This window comes from Paenibacillus sp. sgz302164 (genome assembly GCF_056120505.1).
Window position 1 is genome coordinate 51,965 of record NZ_JBVYOL010000034.1, and the last position, 17,043, is coordinate 69,007.

17 protein-coding genes are annotated in these 17,043 nt (G+C 53.0%); 9 read left to right on the forward strand and 8 right to left on the reverse strand.

Annotated features, from left to right (window positions below; all coding sequences use genetic code 11):
* Positions 1–14 precede the first annotated feature (14 nt).
* Complete coding sequence (locus tag AC0LWT_RS34395) at positions 15–1,718, reverse strand: PAS domain-containing sensor histidine kinase (protein WP_474686103.1); 1,704 nt, start codon at positions 1,716–1,718, stop codon at positions 15–17.
* A 213-nt stretch (positions 1,719–1,931) separates the two neighbouring features.
* Here AC0LWT_RS34395 and AC0LWT_RS34400 point away from each other — a divergent pair, with 213 nt between their 5' ends.
* From AC0LWT_RS34400 to AC0LWT_RS34410, 3 genes are all read left to right on the forward strand, one after another.
* Positions 1,932–3,503 carry an FAD-dependent oxidoreductase gene (locus tag AC0LWT_RS34400; RefSeq protein WP_474686105.1) on the forward strand — a complete coding sequence of 524 codons (1,572 nt, stop codon included), beginning with the start codon at positions 1,932–1,934 and terminating at the stop codon, positions 3,501–3,503.
* 299 nt (positions 3,504–3,802) lie between these two features.
* Entirely contained in the window at positions 3,803–4,261 is a 459-nt protein-coding gene (locus AC0LWT_RS34405) for a chemotaxis protein CheX (RefSeq protein ID WP_474686107.1), read from the forward strand.
* Positions 4,262–4,366: 105 nt separating this feature from the next.
* Positions 4,367–5,143, forward strand: a complete 777-nt coding sequence (locus AC0LWT_RS34410; RefSeq protein ID WP_474686109.1) for an SDR family NAD(P)-dependent oxidoreductase — start codon at positions 4,367–4,369, stop codon at positions 5,141–5,143.
* A gap of 52 nt (positions 5,144–5,195) precedes the next feature.
* On the opposite strand, the gene AC0LWT_RS34415 is transcribed toward AC0LWT_RS34410, so the two are convergent.
* Positions 5,196–5,462 carry a DUF2573 family protein gene (locus tag AC0LWT_RS34415; RefSeq protein ID WP_474686111.1) on the reverse strand — a complete coding sequence of 89 codons (267 nt, stop codon included), beginning with the start codon at positions 5,460–5,462 and terminating at the stop codon, positions 5,196–5,198.
* A 94-nt stretch (positions 5,463–5,556) separates the two neighbouring features.
* Between AC0LWT_RS34415 and AC0LWT_RS34420 the strand changes: the two genes are divergently transcribed.
* The 4 genes from AC0LWT_RS34420 to AC0LWT_RS34435 all read left to right on the forward strand — a co-directional run bounded on the left by AC0LWT_RS34420 (position 5,557) and on the right by AC0LWT_RS34435 (position 9,379).
* Positions 5,557–6,381 carry an alpha/beta hydrolase family protein gene (locus tag AC0LWT_RS34420; protein WP_474686113.1) on the forward strand — a complete coding sequence of 275 codons (825 nt, stop codon included), beginning with the start codon at positions 5,557–5,559 and terminating at the stop codon, positions 6,379–6,381.
* A 140-nt stretch (positions 6,382–6,521) separates the two neighbouring features.
* Positions 6,522–7,103 (forward strand): RNA polymerase sigma factor, encoded by a 582-nt coding sequence (locus AC0LWT_RS34425; RefSeq protein ID WP_474686115.1) that lies wholly within the window; start codon positions 6,522–6,524, stop codon positions 7,101–7,103.
* Between the two features lie 233 nt (positions 7,104–7,336).
* Positions 7,337–8,752: a DEAD/DEAH box helicase gene (locus AC0LWT_RS34430; RefSeq protein ID WP_474686117.1), complete on the forward strand. Its 1,416-nt coding sequence runs from the start codon at positions 7,337–7,339 to the stop codon at positions 8,750–8,752.
* A gap of 66 nt (positions 8,753–8,818) precedes the next feature.
* Positions 8,819–9,379 carry a hypothetical protein gene (locus AC0LWT_RS34435; RefSeq protein ID WP_474686119.1) on the forward strand — a complete coding sequence of 187 codons (561 nt, stop codon included), beginning with the start codon at positions 8,819–8,821 and terminating at the stop codon, positions 9,377–9,379.
* 314 nt (positions 9,380–9,693) lie between these two features.
* Here the strand turns inward: AC0LWT_RS34435 and AC0LWT_RS34440 are convergent, their stop codons facing one another.
* From AC0LWT_RS34440 to AC0LWT_RS34460, 5 genes are all read right to left on the reverse strand, one after another.
* Positions 9,694–10,062 carry a hypothetical protein gene (locus AC0LWT_RS34440; protein ID WP_474686121.1) on the reverse strand — a complete coding sequence of 123 codons (369 nt, stop codon included), beginning with the start codon at positions 10,060–10,062 and terminating at the stop codon, positions 9,694–9,696.
* 8 nt (positions 10,063–10,070) lie between these two features.
* Entirely contained in the window at positions 10,071–11,276 is a 1,206-nt protein-coding gene (locus tag AC0LWT_RS34445; protein ID WP_474686123.1) for an MFS transporter, read from the reverse strand.
* Positions 11,273–12,091 carry an HAD family hydrolase gene (locus AC0LWT_RS34450; protein WP_474686125.1) on the reverse strand — a complete coding sequence of 273 codons (819 nt, stop codon included), beginning with the start codon at positions 12,089–12,091 and terminating at the stop codon, positions 11,273–11,275. The genes AC0LWT_RS34445 and AC0LWT_RS34450 overlap by 4 nt, the downstream gene beginning before the upstream one ends.
* The gene (locus tag AC0LWT_RS34455; protein WP_474686127.1) at positions 12,084–12,860 is read right to left on the reverse strand and encodes a DeoR/GlpR family DNA-binding transcription regulator; all 777 of its coding nucleotides are present in this window, start codon (positions 12,858–12,860) and stop codon (positions 12,084–12,086) included. Before AC0LWT_RS34455 ends, AC0LWT_RS34450 begins: the two co-directional genes overlap by 8 nt.
* A 181-nt stretch (positions 12,861–13,041) precedes the next feature.
* On the reverse strand, positions 13,042–14,685 hold the full coding sequence (locus AC0LWT_RS34460; protein ID WP_474686129.1) for an FAD-dependent oxidoreductase: 1,644 nt from the start codon (positions 14,683–14,685) through the stop codon (positions 13,042–13,044).
* A gap of 202 nt (positions 14,686–14,887) precedes the next feature.
* Between AC0LWT_RS34460 and AC0LWT_RS34465 the strand changes: the two genes are divergently transcribed.
* Entirely contained in the window at positions 14,888–16,318 is a 1,431-nt protein-coding gene (locus AC0LWT_RS34465) for an S-layer homology domain-containing protein (protein ID WP_474686131.1), read from the forward strand.
* Positions 16,319–16,485: 167 nt separating this feature from the next.
* Entirely contained in the window at positions 16,486–16,764 is a 279-nt protein-coding gene (locus AC0LWT_RS34470; RefSeq protein ID WP_474686133.1) for a hypothetical protein, read from the forward strand.
* A gap of 70 nt (positions 16,765–16,834) precedes the next feature.
* On the opposite strand, the gene AC0LWT_RS34475 is transcribed toward AC0LWT_RS34470, so the two are convergent.
* On the reverse strand, positions 16,835–17,043 hold a 209-nt coding region (locus tag AC0LWT_RS34475), incomplete at its 5' end, for a hypothetical protein (protein WP_474686135.1).

A 17,043-nucleotide genomic window follows, 5' to 3' on the forward strand; every position in this document is an offset into this window, starting at 1 on the left:
TGCGCTCCCTTCCGTCAGCCGACGCTTGCCTGCGCCGGAAATGCATCGTCTTGCATGGAAGGCAGGGTGATTTCCACCGTCGTTCCTTCCCCAAGCTTGCTGCGTATTTTCATTGTACCTCCATGCGCCTCGATAATGCGATAGCAAACCATGAGCCCGAGCCCGGTCCCTTTTTCTTTCGTGCTGTAAAAAGGTTCCCCCAGCTTGGGCAGCCGTTCCGGAGCAATGCCGCAGCCGTGGTCGATAAAACGGATGCACAGCGTTTTGCGGTCATCCGCCGGAAACGCCTGTATGCGCATCGTGCCCCCAAGCGACATCGCTTCGAGCGCATTTTTTAAAATATTGATGAACACCTGCTTCAACTGATGCTCGTCGCACGAAACGAGCGGCAAGCCGGACGACAGGTCCGCTTCAATCTGAATATTATTGAGCAGCGCCTGCGGCTGCAGCAGTTCGATCGTGCTCAGCACGATGGAATCGAGGCCGCGGGCTTCGAATTGGATCGCTTGAGGCTTGGAAACAAAAAGAAATTCGTTGACGATAAATTCGATGCGCTGCAGCTCTTTTTGCATAATTTCAATGTAATATTTTTCCTTGGGGTTGTCCGTTTTCATCAGCTGCAAAAAGCCCTTCAATGCCGTGAGCGGGTTGCGGATTTCGTGCGCGACGCCTGCGGCCAGCTGTCCGACCGCCGAGAGCTTGTCGGATTTGAAAAGAAGCTCCTCGGTTTTCTTTTGCTCGGTAACGTCTTTAAATGTTATGACCGTCCCAAGCAGCTGCCCGTCCCCTTCGAGAATCGGACTGCACATATATTCGACAGGGAAACCCGACCCGTCCTTGCGCCAGAACTGCTCCTCCTTCACTACGCTGACCTCCTGATTCAAAAGCGAGCAGAGCAAAGAAGATTCCTCGTCCGAACCGGAGGTATTGTCGGAGGAGGGCCTGGGCCGCATTACGTTCTGGATTTTGCGCCCGAGCATTTCATCGACTCTCCAGCCTGTCATCGCTTCTGCGGCTTTATTCCAAAATATCGTTCGCCCGCCCGTATCGACACCGTAAATGCCTTCCGAGACGGAGTTCAGAATGAGCTGGTTTTGCCGGTGCAGCTTGTCGATTTCTTTTTTCTGTTCCTTGACTTCCGTCAAATCTTTAAGAATCGCGTAAACCCCTGTGATCTTGCCGTCCACCTTGGTAGGAACGAACGTGACGTTCGACTGGACCGGATATCCCTTTTGATGGATAAAAGCGGCTTCGAAATGCTGGGGCATTCCGGCGGAAGCTACTTGAAAGTGATGCAGCGCCTTGAGCAGATCCGGCGGGTTGATCATAGGAATGAAGGAGGTGCGGCGCGCACTGCCGGTATCATGGCCGATCAAGCTTTCGAGTCCGTGATTGACGGAGAGCACTTCGCCGTCCAGGCTAAAGGAAATGATCGAATCGGGGTGGTTGTCGTACAGGGACTTGTACCTCTGGGCTTGTTCTTTCATGATGCGGTCTTCCGACTTCAAATGCATGAGACAATAATACGCGAGACCGGCGATCAGGCATATGAAAAATATGTCAATGGCGATTCCCGCAAAGCGGAAATCCTGCAAATAGGGGATGCGATGCAGGAAAAACAAGTCTACAAGCAGAAGGAAAAAAGCGGCCAGATGATATACGAGAGCTATTCGGAATAAAGTCCAATGCTGATTCGGCCCATTCTGGTTAGCGGTCATAGACTCTCATCTCCTTGAGGGATTTTCTACCATAATTGTATCAGGATTCGACAGAAAATCATACATTTTGCCAACATTTTCTGAAGCTTGCACCTTGTCGGCCGCTCGCCCGGTGCGTTTTGAATTTCAGCCTTTTCGCAACTTTCAACGAACCTCTAGCGTCTAGTAAAATGAGGTGAAAATAACCATAAATGGGATAAGGAGGATTTTGAGATGCACAGTGAAATACATGCGGACATAGCGGTTATTGGCGGTGGCGTAGGCGGCTGTGCGGCGGCTCTGGCCGCTTGCAGCATGGGGAAGAGAGTATGTCTGACAGAGGAATACAATTGGATCGGCGGTCAGTTGACGAGCCAGGCCGTGCCGCCCGATGAGCATAAGTGGATCGAGCAGTTCGGGTGCACCCGAAGCTATCGCTTGTTCCGGGAACATGTGAGGAGCTATTATCGACAATATTTTCCGCTATCCGATTATGGCCGTTCGGCCGTGTATCTGAACCCCGGCAACGGAGGGGTGAGCCGGCTTTGCGCCGAGCCCCGCGTCATGCTGGCGGTGTTGCAGCTGATGTTAATTCCTTATATGAACAGCGGTTTGCTAACCATTCAAACCCGCTCTAAAATCGTCAAAGCCGAAACCGATTCCGATCAAATCCGAGCGGTCACTGTCAAAAACGATTGCGGCGACAAGTTGACGATCCACGCCTCGTATTTCCTCGATGCGACGGAATGCGGAGATGTGCTTCCGCTTGCCGGAGTGGAATATGTCACGGGAGCGGAGTCCAAAAGCCAGACGGGAGAACCTCACGCACTGGACGGAGAGGCCGATCCGCACGATATTCAAGCGTTTACCTATTGCTTTGCGATGGATTATTTCGAAGGCGAGAACCATACGATTGACAAGCCCAAGGACTATAACTTCTGGCGATCGTTCCGGGCCGACTTTTGGCCGAACCCTCAGCTTAACTGGGTATCGCCCGATCCTAAAACCTTGGAGCCGACGGAGGAAACGTTATTCCCGGGCACGGACAAATACCCGCTGTTCATCTACCGCCGAATAACGGATAAAAACAATTTTGTTCCGGGAACTTACCTGTCGGATATCACTTTGGTGAACTGGGCGCAGAACGATTACTTCCTGGGCAACATCTATGACGTTTCGAAGGAGAAGAAAAAGAAGCATCTTGAGGAAGCGAAGCAGCTCAGCTATTCGCTGCTGTACTGGCTGCAGACCGAAGCGCCGCGTCCGGACGGCAAAGCCGGTTATCCCGGATTGAGGCTGCGTCCCGATGTGGTCGGCACCGAAGACGGGATGGCGCAGGCTCCGTACATCCGCGAATCGCGGCGGATTAAAGCGGAGTTCACGGTGCTGGAGCAGCACGTGAGCACGGCGGTTCGCGGCGAGCTTGGCGCCGTGCCGTTCGACGACAGCGTCGGGATCGGCTGCTACCGGATCGATCTGCATCCGAGCATGAGCGGACGCAACTTCCTCGATATTTCGTCCGTCCCGTTCCAAATTCCGCTCGGCAGTCTCATTCCTAGAAGGGTGAACAATTTGCTAGCCGCATGCAAAAACATCGGCACGACGCATATTACGAACGGATGCTACAGGCTTCATCCCGTGGAGTGGAATATAGGCGAATCGGCCGGATATACGGCTGCCTACTGCCTGGATAACGGCTATACGCCCAGTCAAGTCCGCAGTGACAAAACGAAGCTGGAAGGGCTGCAGTCGCTGCTGACAGCCAGAGGGATCGAACTGGCCTGGCCCAAAATCGGACCGGTATAACCGTAGGATCGGGACCGTCCCGTCCCATACGCTGCGCTTGATAGCGAGTGAAACCGGGACGGGCGGAACGGATGCACGGCGCACCGAAATTGGCGAAAGAACGCACGAGCCTGGCCTCCGGCCAGGCTTCAGGCCGTTGAGCAAGCGGAAAGCGATGAACGGCTCCGGGAAAATGGTCGGCATGCGGTCGTAAGCAATTTGCACTATTTTGTGAACAAAAGCAGTATACTTGTCCTAAAAATTTAGGTATAATGTAGAAAAACGTCGAGGGATCATGTTCACGAAGGAGACCGGAGCAGATGAAGGCTGAGTATATTACCCCCTTTTTAGAATCGGCTAGAATCGTCATCGAGCAAGTTGCCAACATTCGTCCTACAACAGGGCAGCTCGGCGTCAAAGACGTCAAATTTGTGGAAAATTACATTTGGATTCAGATCGGTATGACCGGGCAAATGGAGGGCGACATCGTATTCGGGATTGCCGAAGAAGTCGCGCTCAAGATGGTTTCCGCCATGATGGGCGGGTTCGTCATTACCGAAATGGACGAAATGGGCAAGAGCGCCATATCGGAGCTGGGCAATATGATCAGCGGCAACGCCAGCACGATGCTGTTCAACCAGGGAGTTCGCGTCGACATTACCCCGCCGAAGCTCATTCAATCCGTAACCGCAGCAGGCTTTGTGCCCAAAAAAGCGTTAACGATTCCTCTTATCATGGAGAGCATCGGCGAGCTGGATATTCAAGTCCTCATTACATAAGGAACGGCAAGCAGTTTTGCAGGAACATATGATACAATGAAATGGAGTGCTGCATGCCGCGGTTCTCCATTTTTTTATTATTTTACAAATAAGGAGCAAGCGCCTTTGAACATTGCGAACAAAATCGTTCTTATTACCGGAGCGTCCAGCGGGATCGGCGAGGTCATGGCGCAGCAGTTTTCCGCCAAAGGAGCTATCCCGGTTCTGACGGCCCGAAGCAGGGACAAACTCGAACGGATTGCCGCCGGCCTGCCGGGGGAGAGCGCGGTCTACCCGCTCGATGTGACGGATACGCAGCAAGTGAACGAAACGGTCCGGGACATCATGGGCAAGTTCGGGCGGATTGATATATTGATCAACAACGCGGGATACGGCCTTTTCGAGACGTTTGCGGACGCGCCGTTGGAGCATTTCGAAGACATGATGAACGTGAATTATTTGGGCATCGTGCGCTGTACCAAGGCTGTTTTGCCTCATATGCTGCAGGCGCGCTCGGGCCATATTGTAAATATCGCATCGATGGCGGGCAAAGTCGGCACGGCCAAATCCACCGGCTATTCGGCGACGAAGCATGCGGTGATCGGCTTTTCCAACAGCCTTCGCCAGGAGCTGGCAGGCAGCGGCGTATCGCTGACGACGATCAATCCCGGCCCTATCGCTACGCCATTTTTTGACAGAGCCGATCCGACCGGCAATTATGTAAAAAATGTGTCCTGGTTCATGCTGAAGCCGGAAAAAGTCGTGCACGAGCTGATCCGCGCCATCGAGAAAAACATACCGGAAAAAAATTTGCCGTTCGTCGCGGGAGTCGGCGTCAAGCTGTTCAACCTGTTCCCCCGCGCGTTCGACAAAATTTCAGCCTCGCTGCTGAACAAAAAATAGACGTGCTCCAGATTTGCCCGCTGCCAAGCCCTTGAAGCGACCGGATGCGTCCCTATTTTGAACCCTCGCCGTTCGGGCCGGCTGCTTTCAGCGCCTGGTTCAGGCTGCGAATCTCCTCGAAAATGCCGCGCATCGCCGCCTTGCTTTCCGGGTGGGTTTGGTTCCAGTGCGAGGTCAGCGCCGGAAGCGATTTGTGGATGTGGCTGTACATCGCCCAAATTTTTATTTTGGCGATCATTTCCGGGGACGTATCGCCTGTCAGGAGCTCGGCCGCTTTTTCCATCAATGCGTCAAATTCCTTTTCCAATTGTGTATTCATACGTTTTAGCCTTTCGGTGGATGATAAATATAAAGATCGATTCAGTTTAAGTCTAGCGCAACCCCGCACTACTGTCAAAAATAGGAGGGCCATCATGTCCATATCGGAAACCGCGGTTCGCGACGGCCAACTGCTGGAGAGGCAGGAGCTTCGCTGTCATGCCAAACAAGTGAAGCTGTACTTGATTACGTACGGCAGCCAAGGGCTCAAAGTCAAGGGCTATTTGGCCGTGCCGGAAGGCGAGGAGCCCAGACCGGCTGTTATTTATTGCCGCGGCGGCATCAGACGGGTCGGCATGGTCCGCAAAAGAAGAATCGTTTCCATGGCGCAGCGGGGGTACGTCGTTTTCGCCCCTTTTTATAGAGGGAATGAAGGAGGGGAAGGGCGGGAGGATTTCGGCGGCGAAGACCGGTTTGACCTGTTTCATGCCATCCCCCTAGTGCAATCCTTGGCTGAAATAAAGCCGGGGCCCGTGCCTTTGATCGGTTTTTCCAGAGGCGCGTTGATGGCGCTGCGGGCGGCCAAAGAATGCGACGGCGTCGGACCGGTCGTCGTATGGGGAGGCGTGAGCGACTTGTTTCAAACGTATGAGGAGCGGGTGGATTTGCGCAGAATGCTGAAACGGGTGGTCGGGCATCCGGTCAAGAACCCGGAAGCATACCGGGAGCGCTCGCCCGTTCATTGGACGGAGCAGGTGCGGACGCCCGTTTTTATTTTGCACGGCACCGAAGACAAGCAGGTTAGCGTGGACCAGGCGAGAAAACTCGCGACAGCCCTTGAGCAGGCAGGCAAAACATATACGATGGAGCTTTACGACGGACTGGAGCACCGCTTTCCGCGGGACCGCGAGGAGCAGGCGCTGCATGCGGTATTTGCCTGGCTGAATAAGAAGCTGGCGGAGGCGGAGGCCGCGAAATGAGCCCTAAATCTTTGACAACAATGCAACAAAAGGAAGTATATTCCACTTTTTTTATGTTTAATATTGTTTACTATCTGTTTATGCCCTAATATAAATAGGAAGAGAGGATGTCGAGGGTCGGGTCATGCTGGGAGGCTTTTATGTCGAAGTATTTGAAGCTGATTTTCACTAGTGATTTTTATACTTTGGATAAGGGCATACAGGAGCAAGTCTATCAAGAATTTTATATGCTGGTCTATCCGATGATTTATTTTATTATGCGCGATCATTCAAGCGTTGAAGACATTATCCAGGAATCTTTTTTACGGGCTGTGCGCAAATCGCCGACCTTGAAAGAGCGGGATAAGTACGAGAGCTGGCTGAGGAAGCTGGCCCGCAACGTGACGCTTAACCATGTGAAAAGGCATAAGCGCAATCGCGAGGAGCTTGAGGCCGAACTCATCATTGCCGGCAAGGAAGCGGCTCCGGGAGCCGAACCGACCGTTCCGCTCGAGAAGGAAGTCGAGCTGAGATTTATGAGGGAAGCGATTATTACGTACATCAATCAACTGAGTCCTTCCTATAGGCAAATTATTGCGATGAAATGGATACATAACTTGTCGTACAAGGATATGGCTGAGGAGCTTGGCGTAACCGAAGGCGTTGTCCGCCAGCGGTTATTCAGGGCGAGGGAAGCTATCCGGCAAAAGCTGGCCGAAGACTGGGGCACTCCGAACGAGTAAAAGCCCGGGAGCCCGGCCGGCTTGAGCGCGCACTTTTTTTAAACCACATAAGAATGTTTAAAGTTCTTTACAGCGCTAAAGGGCGTAGAACAGCATTCTTATTGGCGAATAAACCTACCTCTGAACGCGGTCCTCACATCTTCGAAAAGACCTCGATAGAAGTTTATCTCATTTGTATCCGTTTGAAGGGTCGCTTATAATTGGTGAAAAGGTGAAGGAAATGAGGAATTGATGTGACTACAAGCTTTGATGGCCTGCAAATCGGGCAATCTTACGTACATAAATTGGCGGAGATGGGGATCAAACAGCCGACTTCGATCCAGGAGGAAGCGATCCCCGTGCTCTCGCAAGGAAAAGATGCGATCATCCAGTCGCAGACCGGCACAGGCAAAACGCTGGCTTATTTGCTGCCGGCGCTTCAGCGGATCGATGTCCGGGTCAAGCAGCTGCAGGTGCTCGTTGTCGTGCCGACCCGCGAGCTTGGCATGCAGATCGTCCAGTGGATCGAGAAGCTGACCGACGGGGAACCGATCCGCTCGCAGTCGTTGATCGGCGGAGCCGCGTTAGCCCGGCAAGTGGAGAAGCTGAAGCTTCATCCGCACATTGCGGTAGGTACGCCCGGGCGTATTCTTGAGCTTGTCAAAATGCGCAAGCTGAGCTTGCACCATGTGCAGCTGGCCATTGTCGACGAAGTGGACCAAGTATTCGAATTGGGCGCGATGAACGAAGTGGAAGCGATTTTGAAAGGGATGCTGCGGACGAACCAAACCGTATTCGTATCGGCGACGATACCGGACAGCATCATGGACGCCGCCGGCAAGTGGATGAAGGAACCGGCCGTTCTCAAAATAAATCCGGGGCAGCGCACGGCGGAAACGCTGGAGCATCTTTATTTCGTATGCGAGGAAAGGGACAAAATCGATACGCTCCACAGGCTGGTGCGGCTCATTAATCCGCCTTCAGCGATCGTTTTTGTCAACGCGACTGCCGATATCGCCGAAGTGGTGCAGAAGCTGCAGTATGTCGGGCTTTCGATCGAAGCTTTGTACGGCGAAGCAAGCAAACAGGAACGTGCGAAAACGATGCACGCTTTTCGCGACCGCAAGTTTCAGCTGCTGCTTGCTACGGACATCGCGGCGCGGGGCCTTGACATCGAAGGCGTCACGCACGTCTTCCATCTGGACCCGGCGACCAATGCGGAGTATTACCTGCACCGGGTCGGCCGGACAGGCCGGATGGGCCGCAAGGGAACGGCCATTTCGATCGTGACGCCGAAGGAGCAGTTCATCCTCGGCAAGTTTGAAAAGCAGCTCGGCATCGATATCGTGCCGAAGGCGATGTACGAGGGCCGGATCGTCGACCCGGCCCTGGACCGCAGCGAGGCTGCCATGCGCAGCCGCAGGCAGGCCGCGCGCCCGGCGGGCGGCGCAGCAACCGCGCGCGGCAAAGCCGCAGGCGCGCGGGAAGGCGCTGCGCCTGCGGGCGCGCCGCGCATTAGCGCCGCGCAGCCGGGCATCCGCGGCGAGCGACCCGCGGCCGCCGACGGCAAGGCCGCGGGCCCGGCCGCTCGCAAGGCGGAGCGCGAGCGGGACCGCAAGAGCAAAGGCGCGCCGCGCTGGCTCAAGGCGAAGCAGCAGGGCAAGGAGTAGCGCCCGCGTGTTGCTCTGGGAGTCTGTCGGACGAACTCCGTCCGCCAGACTCTCAGAGCCGGGGCCATGAAGCTGATGAAAAAGCTGCTTATTTTCGTCTGTACAGTCCTTGTCATATTCGCCGCCTTGGCGGGGACCGTGATCTGGTACGTAAAGCCGACCGAAGCGCTCGACCTGAACTACCGCGAGGTGCCGATCGGCGGCAAAATCGTCGACATGATCAAAAACCGCAAATTCGAGATGCTCATCACGGAAGCGGAACTCAATGATTTGGTCAAAAAACAGTTGGCCGCTCATCGGGAACTGCCTCATGATATTCGCATCGAAGGAGCCGCACTGCAGTTGCGGGGCAACGAGCTCCAGGCGGATGTCAACCTGCTGTGGCGAGGGCAAATCCCCGTCGGTGCCAAATTGTTTTTTAATGTGGAGTGGAACAGCCCGAACATCGAGATTGTACATACAAGTACGCAGATCAAAGAAGCGAGCCTGCCGAGCAGTCTGCTCCAACTGCCGCCGCTCCGGATCTCGCTGGAAGAGCATCTGCCGAAGCTCGTGGGTGTAAGGAACGTCAGCTTCGAGGAAAACGGGATACGCATCGGCTTCAAGCTCGGGCAATCGGCTTCGTAAAGATGATGCGGGTACCCAGGCTGCCCGAGCAAGTCGCGACACTCTGCGAAGGCTGGGGAAACGAGTGTGACTAATTTGGGGGGACAGCCATTTTTTCTGGACGCGCGACTCTCCCGGTGTAGGTCGTGGAACTGCGCAACTGGGCAAGAAGCAGCTTGTGAGGGGGAAAGCCTGCAATTGTCAGGCTGCCCGAGCAAGTCGCGACACTCTGCGAAGGCTGGGGGTACGAGTGTGACTAATTTGGGGGGGACAGCCGTTTTTTCTGGACGCGACTCTCCCGGTGTAGGTCCTGGAACTGCACAACTGGGTGGGAATCAGTTTGCTAGGGAGAAAACCTGCGAAAGTGCAGTTTTTTTCTCCGAAATTGGCTTATTTTGACGAAAAACCTGCGAAAGTGCAGGAATTTTTGCTGAAAGTGAATCTGAGTCCATTTGTTCGGTGAAAAGCCTGCACTTTTGCAGGAATTGTTCGTGGACAGCGATCAAGGGCGCAAATTCATGTATTTTTGCAGGTTTTTTCGTGCGGCCAGGCAGAATGTGGCTTTCGCCTCTGACACGGGTGTTTTTTGGGCGGCATGCATTTTTGCAGGCTTCTCCGGCCGGCCGGTGAGTGAGGCCGCTTCGCGAGAGCGGCAGCGCCTTTATAAAAAAAGATGGGCTCCCCGCAATAGTTCGGGGGCCCATCTTTTTTATTATCCCTGTTCAGTGACGGATACCCGTTCGGGTACGGTTCCGGTCCCGGCTTTCCATCTGTAAGAAAAAAGCACGATCAACAGCACGATCAGCATGCCGGCGGCTACGGATCCTACGGTTACGCTGACATGGAAGCGGTCCAGGCTCCAGCCTGCGGCCAGCGGTAGGACGGCGCCGCCCAATCCTCCGGAGGCGATAAGCAGGCTCGTCGTTTGCTCCGTACGCCCGGGGATCAGCTGATTGGCATAAACGATCGCCACGGCGAACATGCCGGACATGAACAGGCCGAGCAGCAGCACGATGGCGAAGCCGCTCCACAAGGAGGAGTTGAACACCCAGACCAGGATGATCAGGAAGCCGGCGGCGTACGATACGGCCAGAAAGCGAAAATACGTCATTTTCTCGGCGATGACTCCCGCAAACACGCGGCCGACGACCATGGCGAACCAATAGGCCGTTACGGTTAAAGAGGAGAATGAGCCTGGCAACTGCATCTGCTCCTTAAAAATGGATGACAAAAAATTGACGATCGTGTTCTCCATCCCGACGTAAACGAAAAATGTGAGCATGAACATAATGAGGACAACCAGCGAGCTTTTGCTCAACGCCGGAGGCCGCTTGACCCCTTGCTCGCTGTCCGCTTTATGGGCCAGCAGCTCGTCATGCTCTCCCAGCGAAATCCTGGACCAGACGAGAGCCATCGCCACCGCGCTGAGACCAAGCAGCAGGAACGAATATTTCCATACACCGCCGGCGATAAGCAGGCTGGACACAAGCGGCATGACCAGCGCTCCGACGCCGAAGGCGACTTCCAGCTGGCTGAAAGCGATCGCCTGCTGATCTTTGGCCGCCAGCAGCACGAATGTGCTGATGCTGGATTCTACAAGGCCGAAGGCCAAACCGGCGATAAAGGTGAAGCAGACGGCGATCGGCCATGGGAGCAGCAGTACGGTCGCGACCATCGCCGCGAAAAGCAGCGTAAAGGCGATCATGATCGTGCTTCTGCGGCTGATGCGGCGAGCCAGGTAAGGCGCGCCGAGCACGCCGAGCAAAAAGCCGGCAAATTCCATGAACACAAGCACACCGCCGTCTTGGTAGCTGCGTCCGTAATATGTCAAAAGTTCAGTCAGTACAGCGCCGAAAATAACGTGGGTGGAGCCCGTCAATAAATATGACGCGCACCCCATGGTCAGCAGTCTTTTCATAGCGCGGTACTTTCTTTGCCTGAAAAGCTTCGATTGTAAGCATGCACATGTTCAAGGACTTCGGCTACGGAGTGCACTTGATAAGCGGCCGCTTGCCGGACATCGGCGTGCGCCTTGATCATAGCGAAGCTGTGCGGAGTAATTCCGAACATCGACACGTCGTTGAAAGAGTCCCCGCAGCAGGCGATTTCATCCGGCCGAAGTCCGAGCCGGTCGAGCAGAACGAGCAGGGAACTGCCTTTGGAGACGCCCAGAGGCATCACATCCAGACAATCGTGGTCGGACAAAAATATTTCCAATTGCCCGCCAAGCTGTTCCTCCAGCCGTCTTTTCACCTCAAGCAGGACGTCCAGATGTGCAAAAAACGAAAACTTGCTCGCCGATATATCGCCCGTCAGCGCCGCTTCCGCATCTTCTCTAACAAGAAGAGGGCTGAACATTCTGGACTGGATATCGGCTTCAGCAGGAGTCATGACCGCGCTGTAGTTTCCTTCGACCGAACAAATCAGCTTGACCATATCAAAGTTTTTGGCGATTCGATACACCTCGCAAGCAAGCTCCGGCGCAAAAACCTTGGCGTGCAGCAGCGCGCCGCCGCGCAAATAAATAAAAGCCCCGTTTTGCGATACGGAATGCGCCTCGTATTCGATCTCGTTCATCACCTGCTGCATGTCCGCATGCGCTCTTCCCGATGCCAGGCACAATTCGATGCCTGCGGCCTTGGCCTGCTTCAGCGCGGCGCGCTCCCGCTCGCTTACTTTTTTGCTGTGATCGAGCAAAGTTCCGTCCAAATCGCTGACTATCATTTTAATCATGCTGATGTTCTCCTCCCGCTAATACGATTTCCACTTCAGAGGCAATCAATTTCTCTTTGATTTCCTGCCCCATTTCCTGATCGGTAACAAGAATGTCGATGCTTTCCAAGCCAACGACGCGATAAAACAGGCGTTTGCCGAATTTGGAATGATCCGCCAGAACGATTACCTGATCCGCATGCTGTATCATAGCTTTGACAAGATAGCTGTCCTCTTCGTTCGGGGCCGACAACCCTTCCTCGGTAATGCCGCATGTGCCGATAAACAGCTTGTCGACATGATAATCTTTGAGCATTTCTATCGCCTTGGCGCCGTATACACTGTGGTGCTTGTTATCGAGCACGCCGCCGAGCATATGAATCGTGATGCCGCCTTTGCGCGCAAGCGCAGCCGCCGTTTCAATCGAGCTGGTCACGGCGACGTTGTTTCTGGAAGCTATGGCCGAAGCCGCATGCAGGACGGTCGTCGAAGCATCCATCATAATGTAGTCGCCATCCTGAATAAGGGCGGCGGCCGCTTTGCCGATCGTCAGCTTGGAAGAGGGCTCGGCCTGCAAACGCTGCTCGTAATTTCCGACGTCCTTCGATAATGTCGGCAAAATCGCTCCGCCGCGCGTCCTGACGATGCGTCCCTGTTCCTCCAGCTTGACCATGTCCCGCCGCGCCGTATCCCGCGATACTTCGTACAGCTCGCAAATTTGATCGACTGTAATGCGCTTATTTAATTTTAAGTAATCAACAATCGCGATAAGTCTTTCTTCCTGGAACAAGTCAAAAACCACCTCTTTACTTAAGTTTATATAAGTAATTATAAGCACAATGCTTATTATACACTTTTTTTTCAAAGCTTCAATACGTAAAAAGCCTCCGAATGCCCGCCCGGTTATCCCCAAACGCGCCAAAAAACCGCGCAAGCTCTCCGAATCTCAGAGCTGCAGCGCGGTCCTGGCTTTACTTGCTTGTAGTTTTCTTTTTCGTTTGGACATAGCTGGGATATGTAATTTCGCCGGTATCCAGCTTTTTGATTTCGTCGTCCGTCCAGCCGGCGATTTTGTTGGTCCCGGTGACGCCGGTCAGCGTGATATGATACTTGCTTGCCAAATATTGGTGAAGCTTATCCATATCTTCCTGCTTGATTTCGCTCAGCTTCTGTTTGCCGTGAATTTGCCCGAGAATGACGCCGATGGATTCGGCCGCAAGGCTTGTATTCGGCTGAATTCTCGTGCTGCCGTAGGCGATGGCCGACGAGCCGACGTTTTTTCCCGCGGCGATGACATTGTCGTAATTTTTCAGCAAAAAGCTGCGGAGCGGCATGCCGTATTTGTCCGGTCTGCCCATTTCAATGCCCCATTTGTTGGCGCTGGTGCCCTGCAGATCGAGAGGATAGCCGCCGATGCTGACGTTGTCCGAGAACATTTTTCCTGACAGCAGGTCCGAAGGCTTGAGCACATAATCCATTTCGTAATGATTGTATTCGCGAATGTAAGGATACGTCGGCAAATCGCCCAGTTCCGCCGATCCCCAGCCCGGCAGCGTTTTGCGGAAATGCTCCAAAATGAGCGGCGTCTCCTTATTGCCGAGAGCAACGGCTTCCTGCACCGATTGGGCGTTGGAAGGGTCGACCGTGTAGACAAGCAGCGCGTTGATCAATACGTCCCCGTCTCTTTGATTGACCGCATTCAATCCGCGAAGAAAAACGCGATCATTGGTAGGATGATAAGCTTTCGTAACTCCACTCAAACCGATGGCAAAGCTTTCGTTGACGCTTCCGCCGCCGAACCGCTTGCTGCGTTCTTCCGGTTTCAGCTTGTTGAACTCCGCATTGAACGTCTTCCAGTCGACATGCTTGAACTTCATCATCATGCCGGCGCTCATGTATTCGATATTTTTTTGCCCGTAAAAGCTCTCCAGCCCCGGCAGCCGGTTCACATCCAGCTTGCTGAGCAGTGCGGCGTTATCGGTATTGTCCACCCAGTAGGAGGCCGATATGCTTTTCTTAACCTGCTGCCGGTCGGTATAGGTGAGCGAGGTTATATCATGCAAATGCGCGGGAGTATCCGCCGTTTGTATATCATTGATCTGAACGCCCGATTCGATGGTGATTTGGTCTACAAGCTTTTTCATATAATCCGTAAATTCGGGCAGCTTGCGGATTTTGCCGTTTCGAAAACCGTCAAACAATTCCTTCGCCCGCCCCTGAACGAGCGACTTGCCTTTGTCATCCCGGGTTTCGTCCAGAAACAGCATTTGCGCCTGCAGCACTTGTCCGCCGAATTCGGCTTTCGGATCGATAATTTTCACGCGCAAGCCTTCGTCGGCCGCGGCTCTTGCCAAATAAAGACCTTCGAGCTCGGTGCCGACTACGACGATATCAAACTTTTCGGAAGGTACTCGATCCGTCTGTCCGGCGTGAAGATTTTGCTGCGAGTTGTTCGCTTCTTTCGTTGCGGTTTGCTCGACACCCGGACCGGCCGTCCCGGCGGGACCGCGGGAAGAAGATTGAAACAAAGATCTGCTGAAAGTAAAAGCACTTGCCGTAATTAGCACTGCCACTGCAATGAAAATAATCAAACCTCGTTTGCTTTGAAAACGCATGCTTTTGCTCCTTTGGCGATTCTTTTTCTAACAGCTTGATTTTATCACGACGGGCGGCGCATTTGATAGTTTTGCCTGTTAATTTTGACCAGACCCCCCAAAAAAATAGCCGGGCAGCGAACATTTGTAGCATATCCAGGAACCCTTCGCGAAGGTTCATCTTATGCTTCATAACTACTTGGGAAAAGGGAGAGGTAACTTGATGAAAAAGCAGTTAATGAAAAAAGTGGTGGCAACGAGTCTTGCCTGCGTGATGGTTGTAGGAGGAGGCACTGCCGCATTTGCAAAAGATAACGATCACAACCGTGGCAATCGGGAAAACAACCAAGGCAACGGAAGAAATTACAATTACAGCCAAGGAAACTACAAAGGTTCCATCGATATTCGCATCAATTTCAACGATATGAAAACCGCGCAATGGGCAATGCGCTATATAGCAAGCCTCGCTTCCAAGCGCGTGTTTGAAGGCTATGAAGACGGCTCTTTTAAACCTGACAACACCGTGTCCCGCATCGAAGCGATTACGGCCGCCGTTCGTTTGATGGGACTGCGCGACCAAGCCGAATCCACCACTGAAATGCAAACAAAGCTTAACTTTAAAGATGCCGATAAAGTTCCTTCCTGGGCTGTCGGATACGTCGCTGTAGCGCTTGAAAACGACCTGTTCACAGAGAGCGACGACAGCGTGAAGCCGAATGAAGCGGCTGACCGTCTGTGGGCAACTACGCTTTTGGTTAAAGCGTTGAAATACGATGCCGAAGCCAAAGCCAAAATGAACACCGCTCTGCCGTTCAAAGACGCCAAGCAAATTCCTGCCGGATCGGTCGGCTATGTGGCCGTAGCTATTGAAAAAGGTTTGATTGACGGCTTTGAGGACAACACGTTCAGACCGAACCAATCCGTAACTCGCGCCCAATTGGCCGCTTTGCTGGACCGCACGGGCAGCCAATTGCCGGGACAAGATCAAAACGCGAATACAGGCACTGTCAGCACGGCAGTCACTAACAATGTATTGACATTGACTAAATCCGGCACGACAACCCAATACACGCTTCATCCTGACGTATTCGTACTGCGCAACGGGGTAAAAGTAGCCGCTTCCGCGCTGCAAGTAGGCGACGAAGTGAAAATCGACACGTACAATAATCAGGCTGTGTATATCGAAGTTACGAAACTTGCACAAACTTCCGTTACTACCGATAGCGGTACTGTAAGCGCGGCTGTGTCCAACAACGTTCTGACTCTTACCAAATCGGGAACTGCTTACCAGTTTACCCTGAATCCGAACGTTTATGTATACCGGAACGGAGCTCAAGTAAGCGCCTCTGCTTTACAAGTAGGCGATGAAGTGAACATCCGCACATCCGACAATCAAGTCGTTTACATTGAAGTGACCAAGCTGGCTCTAACCGATTTTGACGTGATTGGTACGCTTAACAGTACTACTCTGAATACCCAAGGCGTCATTTCTACCATCTCGATCACTCAAAACGTATATAATGGCTCCCAAACGGTCATTTATAACGTATCTCCAAGCGTAACTATTACAGGCAACCTTTCCCTGCTTACTGCCGGACATCCGGTAGAGCTCAAAGGAAAAGACCAACTGGTTACTTCCATCGACATTAAGTAATTATCGTTATACCATCATATATTTAGATTAAATATGAAAAAGGTTTGGAATCCACGCAACGGCTCCCTGCTGCAAGACGGCAAGGGGCTGTTGCTTTTTTACGCGCAATTTGCATATTCGTGCAGGCTGCGAAGCAAACTACGTCGAACCGGAAGGAGAGATGCTGCATGCAGGAAACGCTAATTCAAACTTTTAAAAGATACTATGCCGATTACCGAGCGGCCGCAGACGTGGATCAGAGCTTTGCAGACGCCTATCAAGCGGTTGCTTTTTACGTGATCGAGCAAACCGGCCGGCTTGCCCGGGAAGGCGAGCTTGAGGCGATCCGGAACATTGTCCGCGAGTTTACGGAGATCCGCCATTCCGTAGGCGGCAGCAACGATTCCGTCAAGGAGCGGTTTGAGCAGGAGCTTGTGGAGACAATGCTGAGCAGGACAAGCACATAAACCGGTAACAACCGGCAGCCTGAAATGAATGTTAAAAAGGGTGTTGCATTCTCGCTGCCAGCGTGCTATATTAATGTTCCGGCCAAAACGAGGGCAAACAAATGAAAAATAATGCTTGCAATCGCCCAGGCGGATATGATATATTAAAACTCCTGTTGTTGAAAAACAGCAGGTGAACGAAAGAAATTGTTCTTTGAAAACTGAACAACGAGTGAAGAAGCAAGGTTGAGCAATCAACCAAAACAAGAGATTGCAAAATCTCGTCAGCTTTGAAATTGA